27 protein-coding genes and 1 pseudogene are annotated in these 18,555 nt (G+C 67.4%); 27 read left to right on the top strand and 1 reads right to left on the bottom strand.

Annotated elements, in window-relative coordinates; translation table 11 throughout:
• The first annotated feature begins 8 nt into the window (after window positions 1–8).
• The 6 genes from BN1555_RS13080 (at window position 9) to tuf (ending at window position 5,833) form a co-directional block, all read left to right on the top strand.
• A complete protein-coding gene (locus BN1555_RS13080) occupies window positions 9–455 on the top strand; it encodes a helix-turn-helix domain-containing protein (protein WP_093799548.1) in 447 nt (148 codons plus the stop codon).
• A gap of 112 nt (window positions 456–567) precedes the next feature.
• Complete coding sequence (locus BN1555_RS13075; protein ID WP_093799547.1) at window positions 568–1,176, top strand: hypothetical protein; 609 nt, start codon at window positions 568–570, stop codon at window positions 1,174–1,176.
• A 304-nt stretch (window positions 1,177–1,480) separates the two neighbouring features.
• Entirely contained in the window at window positions 1,481–1,852 is a 372-nt protein-coding gene (rpsL, locus tag BN1555_RS13070; protein WP_003948652.1) for a 30S ribosomal protein S12, read from the top strand.
• A gap of 2 nt (window positions 1,853–1,854) precedes the next feature.
• Window positions 1,855–2,325, top strand: a complete 471-nt coding sequence (gene rpsG, locus BN1555_RS13065) for a 30S ribosomal protein S7 (RefSeq protein WP_018101248.1) — start codon at window positions 1,855–1,857, stop codon at window positions 2,323–2,325.
• A gap of 38 nt (window positions 2,326–2,363) precedes the next feature.
• Window positions 2,364–4,493 carry an elongation factor G gene (gene fusA, locus BN1555_RS13060; RefSeq protein WP_093799546.1) on the top strand — a complete coding sequence of 710 codons (2,130 nt, stop codon included), beginning with the start codon at window positions 2,364–2,366 and terminating at the stop codon, window positions 4,491–4,493.
• 146 nt (window positions 4,494–4,639) lie between these two features.
• On the top strand, window positions 4,640–5,833 hold the full coding sequence (gene tuf / locus BN1555_RS13055; RefSeq protein WP_093799545.1) for an elongation factor Tu: 1,194 nt from the start codon (window positions 4,640–4,642) through the stop codon (window positions 5,831–5,833).
• Window positions 5,834–5,950: 117 nt separating this feature from the next.
• On the opposite strand, the pseudogene BN1555_RS13050 reads toward tuf, so the two are convergent.
• Window positions 5,951–7,827, bottom strand: a pseudogene (locus tag BN1555_RS13050) (PIG-L family deacetylase).
• A 927-nt stretch (window positions 7,828–8,754) separates the two neighbouring features.
• Here BN1555_RS13050 and rpsJ point away from each other — a divergent pair.
• The 21 genes from rpsJ to rplO all read left to right on the top strand — a co-directional run bounded on the left by rpsJ (window position 8,755) and on the right by rplO (window position 18,440).
• Window positions 8,755–9,063 (top strand): 30S ribosomal protein S10, encoded by a 309-nt coding sequence (gene rpsJ / locus BN1555_RS13045; protein WP_003948644.1) that lies wholly within the window; start codon window positions 8,755–8,757, stop codon window positions 9,061–9,063.
• A 14-nt stretch (window positions 9,064–9,077) separates the two neighbouring features.
• Window positions 9,078–9,722 carry a 50S ribosomal protein L3 gene (rplC, locus tag BN1555_RS13040; RefSeq protein ID WP_028812377.1) on the top strand — a complete coding sequence of 215 codons (645 nt, stop codon included), beginning with the start codon at window positions 9,078–9,080 and terminating at the stop codon, window positions 9,720–9,722.
• Window positions 9,723–9,729: 7 nt separating this feature from the next.
• Complete coding sequence (rplD, locus tag BN1555_RS13035; RefSeq protein ID WP_093799544.1) at window positions 9,730–10,383, top strand: 50S ribosomal protein L4; 654 nt, start codon at window positions 9,730–9,732, stop codon at window positions 10,381–10,383.
• A complete protein-coding gene (gene rplW / locus BN1555_RS13030; RefSeq protein ID WP_093799543.1) occupies window positions 10,383–10,706 on the top strand; it encodes a 50S ribosomal protein L23 in 324 nt (107 codons plus the stop codon). Before rplD ends, rplW begins: the two co-directional genes overlap by 1 nt.
• 39 nt (window positions 10,707–10,745) lie before the next feature.
• A complete protein-coding gene (gene rplB, locus BN1555_RS13025) occupies window positions 10,746–11,582 on the top strand; it encodes a 50S ribosomal protein L2 (protein WP_069927446.1) in 837 nt (278 codons plus the stop codon).
• Between the two features lie 12 nt (window positions 11,583–11,594).
• Window positions 11,595–11,876: a 30S ribosomal protein S19 gene (gene rpsS, locus BN1555_RS13020; protein ID WP_093799542.1), complete on the top strand. Its 282-nt coding sequence runs from the start codon at window positions 11,595–11,597 to the stop codon at window positions 11,874–11,876.
• Between the two features lie 41 nt (window positions 11,877–11,917).
• On the top strand, window positions 11,918–12,265 hold the full coding sequence (gene rplV, locus BN1555_RS13015; protein ID WP_028812372.1) for a 50S ribosomal protein L22: 348 nt from the start codon (window positions 11,918–11,920) through the stop codon (window positions 12,263–12,265).
• Window positions 12,265–13,110, top strand: coding sequence for a 30S ribosomal protein S3 (rpsC, locus tag BN1555_RS13010; RefSeq protein WP_028812371.1), 846 nt, complete (start codon window positions 12,265–12,267; stop codon window positions 13,108–13,110). The genes rplV and rpsC overlap by 1 nt, the downstream gene beginning before the upstream one ends.
• Window positions 13,111–13,115: 5 nt before the next feature.
• Window positions 13,116–13,535 (top strand): 50S ribosomal protein L16, encoded by a 420-nt coding sequence (gene rplP, locus BN1555_RS13005; RefSeq protein ID WP_028812370.1) that lies wholly within the window; start codon window positions 13,116–13,118, stop codon window positions 13,533–13,535.
• On the top strand, window positions 13,535–13,759 hold the full coding sequence (gene rpmC / locus BN1555_RS13000; RefSeq protein ID WP_028812369.1) for a 50S ribosomal protein L29: 225 nt from the start codon (window positions 13,535–13,537) through the stop codon (window positions 13,757–13,759). The genes rplP and rpmC overlap by 1 nt, the downstream gene beginning before the upstream one ends.
• Window positions 13,759–14,043 (top strand): 30S ribosomal protein S17, encoded by a 285-nt coding sequence (gene rpsQ, locus BN1555_RS12995; protein ID WP_028812368.1) that lies wholly within the window; start codon window positions 13,759–13,761, stop codon window positions 14,041–14,043. Before rpmC ends, rpsQ begins: the two co-directional genes overlap by 1 nt.
• Window positions 14,044–14,143: 100 nt before the next feature.
• Window positions 14,144–14,512, top strand: coding sequence for a 50S ribosomal protein L14 (rplN, locus tag BN1555_RS12990; protein WP_003966950.1), 369 nt, complete (start codon window positions 14,144–14,146; stop codon window positions 14,510–14,512).
• Window positions 14,513–14,514: 2 nt separating this feature from the next.
• Window positions 14,515–14,838 carry a 50S ribosomal protein L24 gene (gene rplX / locus BN1555_RS12985; RefSeq protein ID WP_028812367.1) on the top strand — a complete coding sequence of 108 codons (324 nt, stop codon included), beginning with the start codon at window positions 14,515–14,517 and terminating at the stop codon, window positions 14,836–14,838.
• The gene (gene rplE / locus BN1555_RS12980; RefSeq protein WP_028812366.1) at window positions 14,838–15,395 is read left to right on the top strand and encodes a 50S ribosomal protein L5; all 558 of its coding nucleotides are present in this window, start codon (window positions 14,838–14,840) and stop codon (window positions 15,393–15,395) included. Before rplX ends, rplE begins: the two co-directional genes overlap by 1 nt.
• A gap of 2 nt (window positions 15,396–15,397) precedes the next feature.
• Entirely contained in the window at window positions 15,398–15,583 is a 186-nt protein-coding gene (locus BN1555_RS12975; RefSeq protein ID WP_003956452.1) for a type Z 30S ribosomal protein S14, read from the top strand.
• 222 nt (window positions 15,584–15,805) lie between these two features.
• Window positions 15,806–16,204, top strand: a complete 399-nt coding sequence (gene rpsH / locus BN1555_RS12965) for a 30S ribosomal protein S8 (RefSeq protein ID WP_028812365.1) — start codon at window positions 15,806–15,808, stop codon at window positions 16,202–16,204.
• 21 nt (window positions 16,205–16,225) lie between these two features.
• Entirely contained in the window at window positions 16,226–16,765 is a 540-nt protein-coding gene (gene rplF / locus BN1555_RS12960; protein WP_093799541.1) for a 50S ribosomal protein L6, read from the top strand.
• 3 nt (window positions 16,766–16,768) lie between these two features.
• Window positions 16,769–17,152 (top strand): 50S ribosomal protein L18, encoded by a 384-nt coding sequence (gene rplR / locus BN1555_RS12955; protein ID WP_093799540.1) that lies wholly within the window; start codon window positions 16,769–16,771, stop codon window positions 17,150–17,152.
• Window positions 17,153–17,198: 46 nt separating this feature from the next.
• Window positions 17,199–17,801, top strand: a complete 603-nt coding sequence (gene rpsE / locus BN1555_RS12950; protein WP_028812362.1) for a 30S ribosomal protein S5 — start codon at window positions 17,199–17,201, stop codon at window positions 17,799–17,801.
• On the top strand, window positions 17,801–17,983 hold the full coding sequence (gene rpmD / locus BN1555_RS12945; RefSeq protein WP_028812361.1) for a 50S ribosomal protein L30: 183 nt from the start codon (window positions 17,801–17,803) through the stop codon (window positions 17,981–17,983). Before rpsE ends, rpmD begins: the two co-directional genes overlap by 1 nt.
• 1 nt (window position 17,984) lies before the next feature.
• On the top strand, window positions 17,985–18,440 hold the full coding sequence (gene rplO / locus BN1555_RS12940; RefSeq protein ID WP_028812360.1) for a 50S ribosomal protein L15: 456 nt from the start codon (window positions 17,985–17,987) through the stop codon (window positions 18,438–18,440).
• Window positions 18,441–18,555: the final 115 nt, after the last annotated feature.

Raw genomic sequence — 18,555 nt, 5'->3', positions numbered from 1 at the left:
GCACCCCCATGACCACCAGTGAGCTCGAGCAGTTCGCCAACTGGGTCGAAAACCTGATCCGGCGGCGCGGCTACGACATCGACAGTCCCCGCGGCGGCGGAAAGTCCCGGCTTGCCGACGAGGCGGGCGTCCATCGCGCCGCCATCACCAGACTGCTCCAGCGCCAGAGCATGCCCGACCTGGAGACGACCCGGCGGCTCGCGCACGTCCTGCGCGTACCGGTCCGGGACATGCTCATCCGCTCCGGCAGGCTCACCGAAGTGGACCTGCCACTCCCTGAGCGGCCCCGCGCCGCGCCCGTGGGCGCGGACGGCGGGGCTTCCCGGCTGACGCTGGAGGAGGCGGCGGCCGCGCTGGGCGTCCCGGACGACCAGCGCGAGATGTTCATCAGAGTGGCCGGACAGTTCCTCCCTCCGGCAACTCAGCGGCATGACCGGCGGCATATCGGGGAGTAGCGCCGACCGGGCGCCCAGTAAGCTGCTGCGGCCTGTCTTCCTGCTCTACGCGCGCAGGCGGACCTACCTGTGGCGCCGCCGGGCGGCGACGGGACGTGAAAGAGAGTGACGCATGGTCGAGGGCGATGGATGCTCCCGGCCGAACGGTGGTTCCGCCGGCCCGCCCTCCCTCCCTCCCGGTCGGGACGACCGCGATCCGCGGCCTCTTCCTCCGTCGCGAAACCTGCCCGGACTGCTCGCCTCGCTCGGTCGGTACCTGGAGGACCACGCTCCCGAGGGCCTGGTCGTCCTGCTGCGCGCCGAGATCGAACGCCGTGAACTCGACGCGTACGCGAGCGGCTGGCGCGACGCGGCCGCCGAGTACGAACCGGCACTGCGGCAGGCCGCCCAGGCGCGCCGCCTCTCGCTCGTCTCCCGCACCCCGGGCCAGGCCGCGGTGATCCCGTTCCCGCCCGACCGCCGGGCCCACGACGCCGAGGCGGCCGACCGCTTACCCGAAGAGCGGGCGGACCCGGCTCCGGCGCCGGGCGACGCGAGTGAGCGGCCTCCCGGCCCTCCGTCCGCGACCGGCGGTCACGGGGCCGGCACCCCCACGGAGCCGGAGCGTCACACCCGCGCGACCTTCGTGCCCAAGAGCCGCAGCTCCAAGGTTCCGACGATACCGAGGCTGCGCCGTCCCCGGCCTTTCCGCGAGGGCCGCGAAGAGGGTGAGGACGCGTGACTCGAGCGGCGCCCGCAAGGGTGTACGCCTGACCCGGTCCGTCACCGCGTGCCCGGCCCGTCCCGCGCGTGGGCATTTGTTTTGACCGGAGTCCATGAGGTAGGTACGCTCAGACCTTGTGCCTGGGGTGTGCCTGGGCTCGTGTGCGTGTCCTCAACCGCACCGCGAGTCCGTGAACGGCCATCGCAATCTGTGACTTCTCCGCTTCGGCGGGGGCTTCCAGTGTTCGACACACCCGACCGCGTGGGTCGGAGGTGTTCCAGGTTAGTTTCACAGTGATCGGCACACAGAAACCGGAGAAGTAGTGCCTACGATCCAGCAGCTGGTCCGCAAGGGCCGGCAGGACAAGGTCGAGAAGAACAAGACGCCCGCACTCGAGGGTTCCCCTCAGCGTCGCGGCGTCTGCACGCGTGTGTTCACGACCACCCCGAAGAAGCCGAACTCGGCCCTGCGTAAGGTCGCGCGTGTGCGTCTGACCAGCGGGATCGAAGTCACTGCTTACATCCCGGGTGAGGGCCACAACCTGCAGGAGCACTCGATCGTGCTCGTGCGTGGCGGTCGCGTGAAGGACCTGCCGGGTGTTCGCTACAAGATCATCCGCGGTTCCCTCGACACGCAGGGCGTCAAGAACCGTAAGCAGGCTCGCAGCCGCTACGGCGCCAAGAAGGAGAAGTAAGAATGCCTCGTAAGGGCCCCGCCCCGAAGCGCCCGGTCATCATCGACCCGGTCTACAGCTCTCCTCTTGTCACGTCGCTGATCAACAAGATCCTGCTCGACGGCAAGCGTTCCACCGCCGAGCGGATCGTCTACGGCGCCATGGAAGGCCTCCGCGAGAAGACCGGCGCTGACCCGGTCATCACGCTGAAGCGCGCTCTCGAGAACGTCAAGCCGTCTCTCGAGGTCAAGTCCCGCCGTGTCGGTGGCGCCACGTACCAGGTGCCGATCGAGGTCAAGCCCGGTCGTGCGGCCACGCTCGCGCTGCGCTGGGTCGTGGGTTACTCCCGCGCCCGCCGCGAGAAGACCATGACCGAGCGCCTCATGAACGAGCTGCTCGACGCCTCCAACGGTCTTGGCGCTGCCGTCAAGAAGCGCGAGGACACCCACAAGATGGCCGAGTCCAACAAGGCCTTCGCGCACTACCGCTGGTAGTCGCTACCCACATCGAGACCGAGAGAAGATTGAGCCTTATGGCCACCACTTCGCTTGACCTGGCCAAGGTCCGCAACATCGGGATCATGGCCCACATCGACGCGGGCAAGACGACCACCACCGAGCGGATCCTCTTCTACACCGGTGTGTCTTACAAGATCGGTGAAGTCCACGATGGCGCAGCCACCATGGACTGGATGGAGCAGGAGCAGGAGCGCGGCATCACGATCACGTCTGCCGCGACGACCTGCCACTGGCCGCTCGATGATGTCGATCACACGATCAACATCATCGACACCCCGGGTCACGTCGACTTCACCGTCGAGGTGGAGCGTTCGCTCCGCGTCCTCGACGGCGCTGTCACCGTGTTCGACGGTGTGGCGGGCGTCGAACCGCAGTCCGAGACCGTCTGGCGTCAGGCGGACCGCTACGGCGTGCCGCGTATCTGCTTCGTCAACAAGCTCGACCGCACCGGCGCCGAGTTCCACCGTTGTGTCGACATGATCGTCGACCGCCTCGGTGCGGTGCCGCTGGTCATGCAGCTCCCGATCGGTGCTGAGGCAGACTTCAAGGGCGTCGTCGACCTCGTGACGATGAAGGCCTTTGTCTGGTCCGCCGAGGCCGCCAAGGGCGAGATGTACGACATCGTCGACATCCCGGACACCCACACCGAGGCTGCCGACGAGTGGCGCGGCAAGCTGCTCGAGGCTGTCGCCGAGCACGACGACCAGATGATGGAGCTGTACCTCGAGGGCCAGGAGCCTTCGGTGGAGCAGCTGTACGCCGCCATCCGTCGCATCACGCTCGCCTCCAAGGGCAGCGCCGACTCCGTCACCGTCACCCCGGTGTTCTGTGGCACCGCGTTCAAGAACAAGGGCGTCCAGCCCCTGCTCGACGCGGTCGTGCGCTACCTGCCTTCTCCCCTGGACGTCGAGGCCATCGAGGGCCACGACGTCAAGGACCCGGAGAAGGTCGTCCAGCGCAAGCCTTCCGACGACGAGCCGTTCTCCGGTCTTGCATTCAAGATCATGAGCGACCCGCACCTCGGCAAGCTCACCTTCGTCCGGGTTTACTCGGGCCGCCTTGAGGCCGGCAGCTCCGTGCTGAACTCGGTCAAGGGCAAGAAGGAGCGCATCGGCAAGATCTACCGCATGCACGCGAACAAGCGTGAGGAGATCGCGTCGGTGGGCGCCGGCGACATCATCGCCGTCATGGGCCTGAAGCAGACCACCACCGGTGAGACGCTCTGCGACGAGAAGAACCCGGTGATCCTGGAGTCCATGGACTTCCCGGCGCCGGTCATCGAGGTCGCGATCGAGCCCAAGTCCAAGGGTGACCAGGAGAAGCTGGGTGTAGCCATCCAGCGTCTCTCGGAGGAGGACCCCTCCTTCCAGGTTCACACCAACGAGGAGACCGGCCAGACCGTCATCGGCGGTATGGGCGAGCTTCACCTCGAGGTTCTTGTCGACCGCATGAAGCGCGAGTTCCGCGTCGAGGCGAACGTCGGCAAGCCCCAGGTCGCTTACCGCGAGACGATCCGCAAGGCCGTCGAGCGCATCGACTACACGCACAAGAAGCAGACTGGTGGTACCGGCCAGTTCGCGAAGGTGCAGATCGCCCTTGAGCCCATCGAGGGTGGCGACGCCTCGTACGAGTTCGTCAACAAGGTCACCGGTGGCCGCATCCCCCGGGAGTACATCCCGTCGGTGGACGCGGGTGCGCAGGAAGCCATGCAGTTCGGCATCCTGGCCGGCTACGAGATGGTGGGCGTCCGCGTCACCCTGATCGACGGTGGTTACCACGAGGTCGACTCCTCCGAGCTCGCCTTCAAGATCGCCGGTTCGCAGGCGTTCAAGGAGGGTGCCCGCAAGGCCTCTCCCGTGCTCCTCGAGCCGATGATGGCCGTCGAGGTCACCACGCCCGAGGACTACATGGGCGATGTCATCGGCGACCTCAACTCCCGCCGTGGCCAGATCCAGGCCATGGAGGAGCGCAGCGGCGCTCGCGTCGTGAAGGGCCTCGTGCCCCTCTCGGAGATGTTCGGCTACGTCGGAGACCTCCGCAGCAAGACCTCGGGTCGCGCAAGCTACTCGATGCAGTTCGACTCCTACGCCGAGGTTCCGCGGAACGTCGCCGAGGAGATCATCGCGAAGGCCAAGGGCGAGTAGCTCCCCCGAGTTGACGCTTTAGGCTTGACCCGACCGCCGGGGGTTTCCCCGCGACCCCGTGTGGGAGACCCCGGCGGTTGGCATCCCAGCAAAGATCACCTGGCGCCGATGAAGCAAGGCGTACAGAACCACTCCAGGAGGACCCAGTGGCGAAGGCGAAGTTCGAGCGGACTAAGCCGCACGTCAACATCGGCACCATCGGTCACATTGACCACGGTAAGACGACCCTCACGGCCGCCATTACCAAGGTGCTGCACGACGCGTACCCGGACCTGAACGAGGCCTCGGCCTTCGACCAGATCGACAAGGCTCCTGAGGAGCGCCAGCGCGGTATCACGATCTCGATCGCGCACGTCGAGTACCAGACGGAGTCGCGTCACTACGCGCACGTCGACTGCCCCGGTCACGCCGACTACATCAAGAACATGATCACGGGTGCGGCGCAGATGGACGGCGCCATCCTCGTGGTCGCCGCCACCGACGGCCCGATGCCGCAGACCAAGGAGCACGTGCTCCTGGCCCGCCAGGTAGGCGTGCCGTACATCGTTGTCGCCCTGAACAAGGCCGACATGGTGGACGACGAAGAGATCATGGAGCTCGTCGAGCTCGAGGTCCGTGAGCTCCTCTCCGAGTACGAGTTCCCGGGCGACGACCTTCCGGTCGTGCGTGTCTCGGCGCTCAAGGCGCTCGAGGGCGACAAGGAGTGGGGCCAGTCGGTCCTGAACCTGATGGCCGCCGTCGACGAGTCGATCCCGCAGCCCGAGCGCGACGTCGACAAGCCGTTCCTGATGCCGATCGAGGACGTCTTCACGATCACCGGTCGTGGCACGGTCGTCACCGGTCGTATCGAGCGCGGTATCCTCAAGGTCAACGAGACCGTTGACATCGTGGGTATCAAGGAAGAGAAGACCACCACCACGGTCACGGGCATCGAGATGTTCCGCAAGCTGCTCGACGAGGGCCAGGCGGGCGAGAACGTCGGTCTGCTCCTCCGCGGCATCAAGCGCGAGGACGTCGAGCGCGGCCAGGTCATCATCAAGCCCGGTTCGGTCACGCCGCACACCGAGTTCGAGGCCCAGGCCTACATCCTGTCGAAGGACGAGGGTGGCCGTCACACCCCCTTCTTCAACAACTACCGCCCGCAGTTCTACTTCCGTACCACAGACGTGACCGGCGTCGTCACCCTCCCCGAGGGCACCGAGATGGTCATGCCGGGCGACAACACCGTCATGTCGGTCGCGCTGATCCAGCCGGTCGCCATGGAGGAGGGCCTCAAGTTCGCCATCCGTGAGGGTGGCCGGACCGTGGGCGCCGGCCAGGTCACCAAGATCACGAAGTAATTTCGTGGCTTGACCTGGTAGCTCCACCAGAGCACCAAGAAGGGCCCCGGCCCGCCGTTCGCGGCGGCGCCGGGGCCCTTTCTGCTTGTGCCGGTCCCCGCTTGCTCGCGGGGTCCCCTAGGGCCGCCAGAGCCAGGGCATGGCATCCGGGCCCAGACCGACCACGACCGGTCCCTGTGGGCCGACGTGCAGTGCCGGGCCCTCCAGGGAGGCCGGGGCGCCGTCCCCACGGCGTACCAGGCGGCCGCCCGCGAGCAGCTGGACCTGCCCCTCGGGGCTGCGGCCCAGCAGGACGGGTCCCGTCGGAGCGGACGCCGCGCCCACCGTCCCGTACCCGTTGAACCGCAGCCGCGCCGGGCTGCTGCCGCCCACCCGTGCCGTCGTCAGACGGGCCGTCGCGGGGCGCCGGTACACCACGTCTATGCCGCCGTCCGGCGCCGCGAGGGCGGTGGGGGGGCCTCCCGGCGTGGGCAGCCCGGTGCCGGGGCGCGCGCCCACCGGCCGGCCCGGCGCGTCCTGCGTCCAGTGGTGCACGGTCTCGCGCCCCGCGGCGAAGACGTGGACGCGGCCGGCGCGGTCCACCACCGCCGCGAGGCCGTCCTGGATCTCGCCGCCGCCGAGGTCGCGCCAGGCGTCCCAGACGCCGACCGCGCCGCGGACGCGCGTGCTGATGCCCTTGTCCGCGTTCCGTACGAAGAGATGGACCCGGCCGTCGGGCGCGGCCACCGCGACGGGGGAGCCGATGCGGCGGCCCCGGTCGTGACGCCTCTCCGGGTTGCCGAGGCCGGTCCAGGCACCGAACCCGCCGCCGGGCGCGCGCTGCTCGAGTACCGCGATCTCGCGCGTGTTGGCCGCGCCGTGGCCCGTGAGCGCGGAGAAGCGCAGGCCGAAGAGGAGCTGCCGGCCGTCTTCGAGCGAGGCCGCGCCGAGCGCCGGAGCCAGTGGTCCGCCGCCGAGGTCGTCCGGCGCGCCCCACGCGCCGCTGCCGCGCGCCGTCTCGCGCCAGCGCGCGACCCGCAGGCCCAGCACGCCGTACGCCGTGAGGCGCCCGTCGGGGCCGGTGGCGACGACGGGCCGGGCGCCGGGGTAGCGGTAGTGGGTGGAGCGGACCCAGCCCTTGCGGTTGGTGAGCGGACGGTCGCCGCCGACGTTGTAGTCGCCGCAGCCCGCCGTGTTCCCGCACGCCCAGTCGGGCCCGCCGCCGTACGGCACGAGGTGCGCGGCCTTCTCCCTGACCACGGGCTCGGGGAGGTTCTTCGGCCAGTGGCGGTTGTAGTAGCCGCGGTAGGCGGTGGTGACGAAGCCCGGCACGGCACCGCCGCCCTCCGTCGCCTCGGCGACCCACCGGATCATCGCGGCCCAGGTGAAGGAGGCGACCGCGGTGTGGTCCGCGTGGTCGGAGTAGCCGGGCTGCTCGCTGTCGTGGCGCCGGGTGGCCTCGTCGCTGTGCTGGATGTCGGGGTCGGGGTCGAGGGTCTGCACGACCGTGGGGCGGTACCGGTCCATCAGCCCCGCGAGTACGTCGACGAGTCCCCCGTAGTCGTACGAGCCGGCCTTCTGCAGGGGCGAGCCGTCGGCCACGACGGTGCGCAGCGACAGGCCGCGCGCCTCCCACAGGCTGGGCAGCCCCAGCCGCTTCCACGAGGTGTGCATGGCCAGGTTGAGGAAGATCAGCTCGACCCGGCGGTCACCGTTCGCGAGGGTGTTCAGCTCGGCCCTGTGGTCCCCGCGCAGGGTGGTCACGGACTTCTGCCACCGGGAGAACCGGGGAGGCCCAGAAGGACGGCGTACGCCTGGCGCAGTCCCTGGTGGCGGGCGGAGGAGTACGCCCCCCTGTCGGCGGGCCCGGGGGCGGCGCCGGGTATCCGGTTGACGCCGTTGGCCTCGCCCGCGGTGACGTACACGCAGACCAGCGGGGTGCCGGAGTCCAGCGTCTGCCGGGTGTCCGGGTTCATGAAGTACAGGTCGTCGTCGGGGTGCGCCAGGATCTGCATCAGCAGCGCGTGACGGGGGCCGGCTATCTGCTTGCCCGGGACCGGGTCGGCGACGGGGCCCGTCCGGCGCGGGGCGGGGACGGAGCAGGCGGAGAGGGCGGTGCCGCCGGCGACGGCGGCGGCGGAGGCGACGACGGCGCGCCTGCCGGGGCCGGATGCGGTGACGTCCTGGGAGCGGGCAGGGGAGAGCCCCCGTTCGGTCGTGCTGGTCACGCGTGCTGCTCCGTCCGCTTCCCCCGCAGCGGGCGGTCCTTCGCGCTGCGTTCCGTGAAGGTGGACGGAGTTTCGGTACGCGGGGTTGCCTCCGCGCGGCCGCGTGTGCGCAGGTGCGTGCGATGCCCGGACGCCGCGGCGAAGCCGGAACGACCTGCGCCGACGCCTTGAACGCCTTCTGGGAAAAGGGCAGTTGAGGCACACCGGAGCCGGTGGGCTCCGCCGGAGGGGGAGCCGGGGCGTCCGCGGGGTACGGGCGAAGGCGCCCGTGCGGTCGCGGCGCGCCCGGGGGAGCCGGGTTTGACGTTCGTCACGCACGGGGTAACCTCTTGCGCCCGATTGGCGCGGGCTGTGCCCCGTATGGCAGACTGTCGGGGTTGCTCGGTTGAGTGCCGATGCTGCGCGCCTCCCGTCGGGAGGACCGGAAGCGAGTCCCACAGTACTCGTCGCCCTAACTGCCCTCCGGGCAGCGCTGGGGCGGACGTACGGGAATCTTTCGGGAAGCGTTGGCGGGGCTGACACCAGGCACCCGGTGGGTGTTCCTCCCCCGGCTTGCGGTCGCGGACCGCATCCCCTGCTTCAGGGAAAACCTTCGGGATTTCTTACTGGCGAGGATGCGACACGCCCGACCGCGTGGGTCGGAGAAGAGCGGTGCTGACAGAGACAGCCCCCGGGTCCCAGAGCGTGACGAGAGAACAGGACTACTAGGTAGCCATGGCGGGACAGAAGATCCGCATCCGGCTCAAGGCCTACGACCACGAGGTCATCGACTCTTCGGCGAAGAAGATCGTCGAGACGGTGACTCGCACTGGTGCGTCGGTCGCGGGCCCGGTGCCGCTGCCCACAGAGAAGAACGTGTACTGCGTCATCAAGTCGCCGCACAAGTACAAGGATTCTCGCGAGCACTTCGAGATGCGCACCCACAAGCGCCTCATCGACATCCTCGACCCGACGCCCAAGACCGTTGACTCGCTGATGCGCCTGGACCTTCCGGCCGGCGTTGACATCGAGATCAAGCTCTGAGAGGCGCGGGAAAGATGGCTAAGCAGATTAAGGGCATCCTGGGCGAGAAGCTCGGCATGACCCAGGTCTGGGACGAGAACAACCGGGTTGTCCCGGTGACCGTCGTCAAGGCCGGGCCTAATGTCGTGACCCAGGTCCGCACGAATGACTCCGACGGCTACGAGTCGGTCCAGATCGCCTTCGGCGAGATCGACCCTCGCAAGGTGAACAAGCCCCTCAAGGGCCACTTCGCCAAGGCCGACGTGACCCCGCGCCGCCACCTGGTGGAGCTCCGTACCTCCGACGCCAGCGAGTACACGCTCGGCCAGGAGATCACTGCCGAGGTGTTCGAGTCCGGCGTCAAGGTCGACGTCACGGGCAAGAGCAAGGGCAAGGGCTTCGCCGGTGTCATGAAGCGTCACAACTTCGCCGGTGGCAAGGCTTCGCACGGTGCCCACCGCGTGCACCGCAAGCCCGGTTCCATCGGTGGCTGTGCTACTCCCGGCCGTGTCTTCAAGGGCATGCGCATGGCGGGTCGTATGGGCAACGAGCGGGTCACCACCCAGAACCTGACCGTCCACGCCGTTGACGCCGAGAAGGGTCTGCTGCTCATCAAGGGCGCCGTCCCCGGCCCCAACGGTGGCCTCGTCCTGGTCCGCACCGCGGCCAAGGGGGTTTGAGGAACCGATGAGCACCATTGACATCCTTTCGCCGGCAGGCGACAAGACCGGGACGGTCGAGCTCCCCGCGGAGATCTTCGACGCCAAGGTCAGCATTCCGCTGATCCACCAGGTCGTCGTCGCTCAGCTGGCCGCTGCCCGCCAGGGCACGCACAAGACCAAGAGCCGTGGCGAAGTCCGCGGTGGCGGCAGGAAGCCGTACCGCCAGAAGGGCACCGGCCGCGCCCGTCAGGGTTCGACCCGCGCCCCGCAGTTCGCCGGCGGTGGCGTCGTCCACGGCCCGCAGCCGCGTGACTACTCGCAGCGCACGCCCAAGAAGATGAAGGCCGCCGCTCTGCGTGGCGCCCTCACCGACCGGGCCCGCAACGCTCGCATCCACGTCGTCTCCGGCGTGGTCGAGGGTGCGGTTTCCACGAAGGCCGCGAAGTCCCTGCTGGGCAAGGTCAGCGAGCGCAAGCACGTGCTCCTGGTCGCCGAGCGTTCGGACGAGGCCGCGTGGCTGTCCGCCCGCAACCTGCCCCAGGTGCACCTCCTGGAGCCGGGCCAGCTGAACACGTACGACGTGCTCGTCTCCGACGACGTGGTCTTCACCCAGGCCGCCTTCGAGTCTTTCGTGTCTGGCCCCACCAAGGCCGATGAGACCGAAGGGAGCGACGTCTGATGGCTGAGACGAACGTAACCAGCAAGACCTTCACGGACCCGCGCGACGTCCTCGTCAAGCCGGTTGTTTCCGAGAAGAGCTACGCGCTGCTCGACGAGAACAAGTACACGTTCATCGTCGCGCCCGGCTCCAACAAGACCCAGATCAAGCAGGCCGTCCAGGCGGTCTTCGGGGTCAAGGTCACCGGGGTCAACACGATCAACCGGCAGGGCAAGCGCAAGCGGACCAAGACCGGCTTCGGCAAGCGCGCTGACACCAAGCGCGCCATCGTGACCCTCGCCGAGGGCGACCGTATCGACATCTTCGGCGGCCCGACCTCCTGACGGAGGTCGAGTCGTCCGGAATCGGACGAGGACTGAGAAATGGGAATCCGCAAGTACAAGCCGACTACGCCGGGCCGCCGTGGCTCCTCCGTAGCCGACTTTGTCGAGATCACGCGGTCCACGCCGGAGAAGTCGCTGGTCCGCCCCCTGCACAGCAAGGGCGGCCGTAACAACGCCGGTCGGATCACCGTTCGCCACCAGGGTGGCGGACACAAGCGCGCCTACCGCGTGATCGACTTCCGTCGTCACGACAAGGACGGCGTGCCGGCGAAGGTCGCGCACATCGAGTACGACCCGAACCGCACCGCGCGCATCGCGCTCCTGCACTACGCAGACGGCGAGAAGCGCTACATCATCGCGCCGCGTGGCCTCACGCAGGGTGACCGGATTGAGAACGGCCCTGGCGCCGACATCAAGCCCGGCAACAACCTGGCGCTGCGCAACATCCCGGTCGGTACGACCATCCACGCCATCGAGCTGCGGCCCGGCGGCGGTGCGAAGTTCGCCCGTTCCGCGGGTGCCTCCGTGCAGCTGCTGGCGAAGGAGGGCACGATGGCCCACCTTCGTATGCCTTCCGGTGAGATCCGCCTGGTCGACGCCCGCTGCCGCGCCACGATTGGCGAGGTCGGCAACGCCGAGCAGTCGAACATCAACTGGGGCAAGGCCGGCCGCATGCGCTGGAAGGGCGTCCGCCCGACCGTTCGTGGTGTCGCGATGAACCCCGTCGACCACCCGCACGGTGGCGGTGAGGGCAAGACCTCCGGTGGTCGCCACCCGGTCAGCCCGTGGGGTCAGAAGGAAGGTCGTACTCGCTCGCCGAAGAAGGCATCGAGCAAGTACATCGTCCGCCGCCGCAAGTCGAACAAGAAGCGCTAGGAGCGGGTTTAGATGCCGCGTAGTCTCAAGAAGGGGCCCTTCGTCGACGGACACCTCATCAAGAAGGTGGACGTACAGAACGAGGCAGGCACCAAGAACGTCATCAAGACCTGGTCCCGGCGCTCGATGATCACCCCGGCCATGCTGGGTCACACCATCGCGGTGCACAACGGCAAGATTCACGTCCCGGTGTTCGTCACCGAGTCGATGGTCGGCCACAAGCTCGGCGAGTTTGCGCCGACCCGCACCTTCCGCGGCCACGTCAAGGACGACCGCAAGTCGAAGCGCCGCTAAGGCGGGGTGCGATGACTATGAACGACACCGAAGGGACAACCATGGAAGCCAGGGCCCAGGCGCGGTACATCCGCGTCACGCCCATGAAGGCCCGCCGCGTGGTGGACCTTATCCGTGGCATGGATGCCACGGAGGCCCAGGCGGTCCTGCGTTTCGCCCCGCAGGCCGCCAGCGTGCCGGTAGGCAAGGTGCTTGACAGCGCCATTGCCAACGCCGCGCACAACTACGACCACACGGACGCCTCCTCGCTGGTCATCAGCGAGGCGTACGTCGACGAGGGCCCGACCCTGAAGCGGTTCCGTCCGCGCGCTCAGGGCCGTGCCTACCGGATCCGCAAGCGGACCAGCCACATCACCGTGGTCGTCAGCAGCAAGGAAGGTTCCCGGTAATGGGCCAGAAGGTAAACCCGCACGGGTTCCGGCTCGGCATCACCACGGACTTCAAGTCCCGTTGGTACGCCGACAAGCTGTACAAGGACTACGTCAAGGAAGACGTCGCCATCCGCAGGATGATGACGTCCGGCATGGAGCGCGCCGGCATCTCGAAGGTTGAGATCGAGCGCACCCGTGACCGCGTGCGTGTGGACATCCACACCGCTCGTCCGGGCATCGTCATCGGCCGCCGTGGCGCCGAGGCCGACCGCATCCGCGGTGACCTCGAGAAGCTCACGGGCAAGCAGGTCCAGCTGAACATCCTCGAGGTCAAGAACCCCGAGATGGACGCTCAGCTGGTCGCCCAGGCCGTCGCCGAGCAGCTCTCCTCCCGCGTCTCCTTCCGTCGCGCCATGCGTAAGAGCATGCAGGGCACGATGAAGGCCGGCGCCAAGGGCATCAAGATCCAGTGTGGTGGCCGTCTCGGCGGCGCCGAGATGTCCCGGTCCGAGTTCTACCGCGAGGGTCGTGTGCCGCTGCACACGCTGCGCGCGAACGTGGACTACGGCTTCTTCGAGGCCAAGACCACCTTCGGCCGTATCGGCGTGAAGGTCTGGATCTACAAGGGCGACGTCAAGAACATCGCCGAGGTCCGTGCCGAGAACGCTGCGGCCCGTGCGGGTAACCGCCCGGCCCGTGGTGGCGGCGCGGCCGACCGTCCGGCCGGTGGCCGTGGTGGTCGTGGTGGCGAGCGTGGCGGCCGCGGCCGCAAGCCGCAGCAGGGCGCACCGGCAGCAGAGGCCCCCAAGGCCGACGCTCCCGCCGCCGCTGCTCCGGCTGAGAGCACCGGAACGGAGGCCTGACCGAAATGCTGATCCCTCGTAGGGTCAAGCACCGCAAGCAGCACCACCCCAAGCGCCGTGGTATGGCGAAGGGTGGCACTGAGGTCGCATTCGGCGAGTACGGCATCCAGGCGCTGACCCCGGCCTACGTGACGAACCGCCAGATCGAGGCTGCTCGTATTGCGATGACCCGCCACATCAAGCGTGGCGGCAAGGTCTGGATCAACATCTACCCGGACCGTCCGCTGACGAAGAAGCCCGCCGAGACCCGCATGGGTTCCGGTAAGGGTTCTCCCGAGTGGTGGATCGCGAACGTGCACCCGGGCCGGGTCATGTTCGAGCTGTCCTACCCGAACGAGAAGATTGCTCGTGAGGCGCTCACCCGCGCTGCTCACAAGCTTCCGATGAAGTGCCGGATTGTTCGGCGCGAGGCAGGTGAGTCGTGATGGCGGCCGGTACCAAGGCGACCGAGCTGCGCGAGCTCAACGACGAGGACCTCGTCGCGAAGCTCCGTGAGGCCAAGGAAGAACTGTTCAACCTCCGCTTCCAGGCGGCGACCGGACAGCTCGAGAACCACGGCCGGCTCAAGTCCGTCCGTAAGGACATCGCCCGGATCTACACCCTGATGCGCGAGCGCGAGCTGGGCATCGAGACGGTGGAGAGCGCCTGATGAGCGAGAAGAATGTGACTGAGACGACTGAGCAGCGCGGATTCCGCAAGACCCGTGAGGGTCTCGTCGTCAGCGACAAGATGGACAAGACTGTCGTCGTCGCTGTCGAGGATCGCGTCAAGCACGCCCTGTACGGCAAGGTCATCCGCCGTACGAACAAGCTCAAGGCTCACGACGAGTCCAACGCCGCAGGCGTCGGCGACCGCGTCCTCATCATGGAGACGCGTCCGCTGTCGGCGAGCAAGCGCTGGCGCATCGTCGAGATCCTCGAGAAGGCCAAGTAATTCCTGAAGGCTCAAGCCTTCAGGTCAGTTCCGCCAGGCTCGGCAGGGGCTTCAGCGATGAAGCCCCTGCCGGGAACCGGCAGACGATCAGGAGATAGACGTGATCCAGCAGGAGTCGCGACTGCGTGTCGCCGACAACACGGGTGCGAAGGAAATTCTCACCATCCGTGTTCTCGGTGGCTCGGGTCGCCGCTACGCGGGCATCGGTGACGTCATCGTCGCCACCGTCAAGGACGCGATCCCCGGCGGCAACGTGAAGAAGGGTGACGTCGTCAAGGCTGTCATCGTTCGCACCGTCAAGGAGCGCCGCCGCCAGGACGGCTCGTACATCCGCTTCGACGAGAACGCCGCTGTCATTCTCAAGAACGACGGCGACCCTCGTGGCACCCGTATCTTCGGCCCGGTGGGCCGTGAGCTGCGCGAGAAGAAGTTCATGAAGATCATCTCGCTCGCGCCGGAGGTGCTGTAAGCATGAAGATCAAGAAGGGCGACCTGGTTCAGGTCATCACCGGTAAGGACAAGGGCAAGCAGGGCAAGGTCATCGTGGCCTTCCCCCGCGAGAACCGCGTCCTCGTCGAGGGTGTCAACCGGGTCAAGAAGCACACCAAGGCCGGCCAGACCGCTCGCGGTTCGCAGACCGGTGGCATTGTGACGACCGAGGCTCCGGTCCACGTCAGCAACGTGCAGCTGGTTGTTGAGAAGGACGGCAAGAAGGTCGTTACCCGCGTCGGCTACCGCTTTGACGACGAGGGCAACAAGATCCGCGTTGCCAAGCGGACTGGTGAGGACATCTGATGACTACCACCACCGCACCGCGCCTCAAGCTGCGCTACCGCGAGGAGATCGCGGGCAAGCTGCGTGAAGAGTTCTCGTACGAGAACGTCATGCAGATCCCCGGTCTCGTCAAGATCGTGGTCAACATGGGTGTGGGCGACGCCGCCCGCGACTCCAAGCTGATCGACGGCGCCATCCGCGACCTCACCACGATCACGGGTCAGAAGCCGGCCGTCACCAAGGCCCGGAAGTCCATCGCGCAGTTCAAGCTGCGCGAGGGTCAGCCGATCGGCTGCCACGTCACCCTCCGCGGTGACCGCATGTGGGAGTTCCTGGACCGTACGCTGTCGCTCGCGCTGCCGCGTATCCGTGACTTCCGTGGTCTGTCGCCGAAGCAGTTCGACGGCCGTGGCAACTACACGTTCGGTCTCACGGAGCAGGTCATGTTCCACGAGATCGACCAGGACAAGATCGACCGGGTCCGGGGCATGGACATCACCGTGGTCACCACGGCGACCAACGACGACGAGGGTCGTGCCCTCCTTCGTCACCTCGGCTTCCCGTTCAAGGAGAACTGACCGTGGCGAAGAAGGCTCTGATCGCTAAGGCCGCCCGCAAGCCGAAGTTCGGTGTGCGCGCGTACACCCGCTGCCAGCGCTGCGGCCGGCCGCACTCCGTCTACCGCAAGTTCGGCCTGTGCCGCGTGTGCCTTCGTGAGATGGCTCACCGTGGCGAGCTGCCGGGCGTGACCAAGAGCTCCTGGTAGTCCTGTACTGCCCTTTGGGCGTACGGATTACCCGAAGCTCTCGGTAAGTATCTGGTCGGCAGGAGCCCACCCCCGCATGCCGTAGGCTTGAAGGGTTGGGCGCCTGCCGCCCTGACCGACTTACTACGCCGTAGGTCCCCGCACCGCACCCGTCCCGCCACTGAGTGGGGAGAGGGATGGCGCATACAGGAAACCCCGGCGAGAGAGGCCGAAGGCCAATTCATGACCATGACTGATCCGATCGCGGACATGCTGACTCGTCTGCGTAACGCGAACTCGGCGTACCACGACACCGTGGCTATGCCGCACAGCAAGATCAAGTCGCACATCGCGGAGATCCTCCAGCAGGAGGGCTTCATCACCGGCTGGAAGGTCGAGGACGCCGAAGTCGGCAAGTCCCTCGTCCTCGAGCTGAAGTTCGGCCCGAACCGTGAGCGCTCCATCGCGGGCATCAAGCGGATCTCGAAGCCGGGTCTGCGCGTGTACGCGAAGTCCACCAACCTGCCGAAGGTCCTCGGCGGCCTGGGCGTGGCGATCATCTCCACGTCCCACGGTCTCCTGACCGGCCAGCAGGCAGGCAAGAAGGGCGTAGGTGGGGAAGTCCTCGCCTACGTCTGGTAGTCGGGAACGGAGGAAAAGCTAATGTCGCGAATCGGCAAGCTCCCCATCCAGGTTCCCGCCGGTGTGGACGTCACCATCGATGGCCGCACGGTCGCGGTGAAGGGCCCCAAGGGTTCCCTCTCGCACACCGTCGCTGCGCCGATCGAGGTCACCAAGGGCGAGGACGGCACCCTCTCGGTGCTGCGCCCCAACGACGAGCGTCAGAACAAGGCCCTCCACGGCCTGTCCCGCACGCTGGTGGCGAACATGATCACCGGCGTGACCACGGGTTACAGCAAGGCGCTCGAGATCAGCGGTGTCGGTTACCGCGTCCAGGCGAAGGGCTCCAACCTGGAGTTCGCCCTGGGCTACAGCCACCCGATCGTCGTCGAGGCCCCCGAGGGCATCACCTTCAAGGTCGAGTCGCCCACGAAGCTCAGCGTCGAGGGCATCGACAAGCAGAAGGTCGGCGAGGTCGCCGCGAACATCCGCAAGCTGCGGAAGCCCGACCCGTACAAGGCCAAGGGCGTCAAGTACGCCGGCGAGGTTATCCGCCGCAAGGTTGGAAAGGCGGGTAAGTAAGCCATGGCATACGGTGTGAAGATCGCCAAGGGTGACGCGTACAAGCGCGCTGCCATCAAGCGCCGCCACATCCGGGTCCGCAAGCACGTCTCCGGTACGCCGGAGCGTCCGCGCCTGGTCGTGACGCGTTCCAACCGCAACATCGTTGCGCAGGTCATCGACGACATCGCGGGCCACACGCTCGCGTCGGCGTCGACCCTGGACACCTCGATCCGTGGTGGCGAGGGCGACAAGAGCGCCCAGGCCCAGCAGGTGGGTGCGCTCGTCGCCGAGCGCGCGAAGGCTGCCGGCGTCGAGGCCGTCGTGTTCGACCGTGGTGGCAACAGGTACGCCGGGCGCATTGCCGCTCTGGCTGACGCCGCCCGCGAAGCCGGGCTGAAGTTCTAAGCCCCGGTTCCGGGACTAACGGACGTAACAGAGAGAGGTAAATCCAATGGCTGGACCCCAGCGCCGCGGAAGCGGTGCCGGTGGCGGCGAGCGGCGGGACCGGAAGGGTCGCGACGGTGGCGCTGCCGCCGAGAAGACCGCTTACGTTGAGCGCGTTGTCGCGATCAACCGTGTCGCCAAGGTTGTCAAGGGTGGTCGCCGCTTCAGCTTCACCGCGCTGGTCGTGGTGGGCGACGGTGACGGCACTGTAGGCGTCGGATACGGCAAGGCCAAGGAAGTTCCCGCGGCCATTGCCAAGGGCGTTGAAGAGGCCAAGAAGTCCTTCTTCAAGGTTCCGCGCATCCAGGGCACCATCCCTCACCCGATTCAGGGCGAGAAGGCTGCGGGCGTCGTCCTGCTCAAGCCGGCTTCCCCCGGTACCGGCGTTATCGCCGGTGGCCCGGTGCGTGCCGTGCTCGAGTGCGCCGGCGTTCACGACATCCTGTCGAAGTCGCTCGGCTCGTCGAACCCCATCAACATCGTCCACGCGACTGTGACGGCCCTCAAGGGTCTGCAGCGTCCCGAGGAGATCGCGGCTCGCCGTGGTCTGCCCCTCGAGGACGTGGCCCCCGCGGCCCTGCTGCGTGCGCGTGCGGGAGCGGGTGCGTAATGGCCCGTCTCCAGATCACGCAGACGAAGTCGTACATCGGCAGCAAGCAGAACCACCGCGACACCCTGCGTTCGCTCGGGCTCAAGCGCCTGAACGACGTGGTTGTCAAGGAGGACCGCCCCGAGTTCCGCGGAATGGTTCACACCGTCCGCCACCTCGTGACGGTTGAGGAGGTCGACTGACATGGCGGAGAACAACCCGCTGAAGGTCCACAACCTCCGGCCCGCCCCGGGCGCCAAGACCGCCAAGACCCGTGTGGGTCGTGGTGAGGCGTCCAAGGGTAAGACCGCAGGTCGTGGTACCAAGGGCACCAAGGCCCGTTACCAGGTTCCGGAGCGCTTCGAGGGCGGGCAGATGCCCCTCCACATGCGTCTCCCGAAGCTCAAGGGCTTCAAGAACCCGTTCCGCACCGAGTACCAGGTCGTGAACCTGGACAAGCTCGCCGACCTCTACCCGCAGGGTGGAGAGGTCACGGTGGCCGACCTGGTCGCCAAGGGTGCGGTGCGTAAGAACCAGCTCGTCAAGGTGCTCGGCGCCGGCGAGGTCTCCGTGGCGCTGACGGTGACGGTTGACGCCGTTTCCGCCTCCGCCAAGGAGAAGATCGCTGCCGCTGGCGGCACCGTCACCGAGCTCGTCTGAGAGACGAGCCCGATGGCTTGAACATCGACCGGGGATGCCTCACATAAGGGGCATCCCCGGTTGGTCGTTCCTAGGGGGGCATGGTCGCCGGTATGGTGGCGTGCACCGTTAACTT

Origin of the sequence: Streptomyces sp. Wb2n-11, from assembly GCF_001049855.1 — a bacterium.
Lineage (GTDB): Bacteria > Actinomycetota > Actinomycetes > Streptomycetales > Streptomycetaceae > Streptomyces > Streptomyces altiplanensis.
Note: the sequence above shows the minus strand (reverse complement) of the source record. Positions and strands in the feature narration are given on the sequence as shown.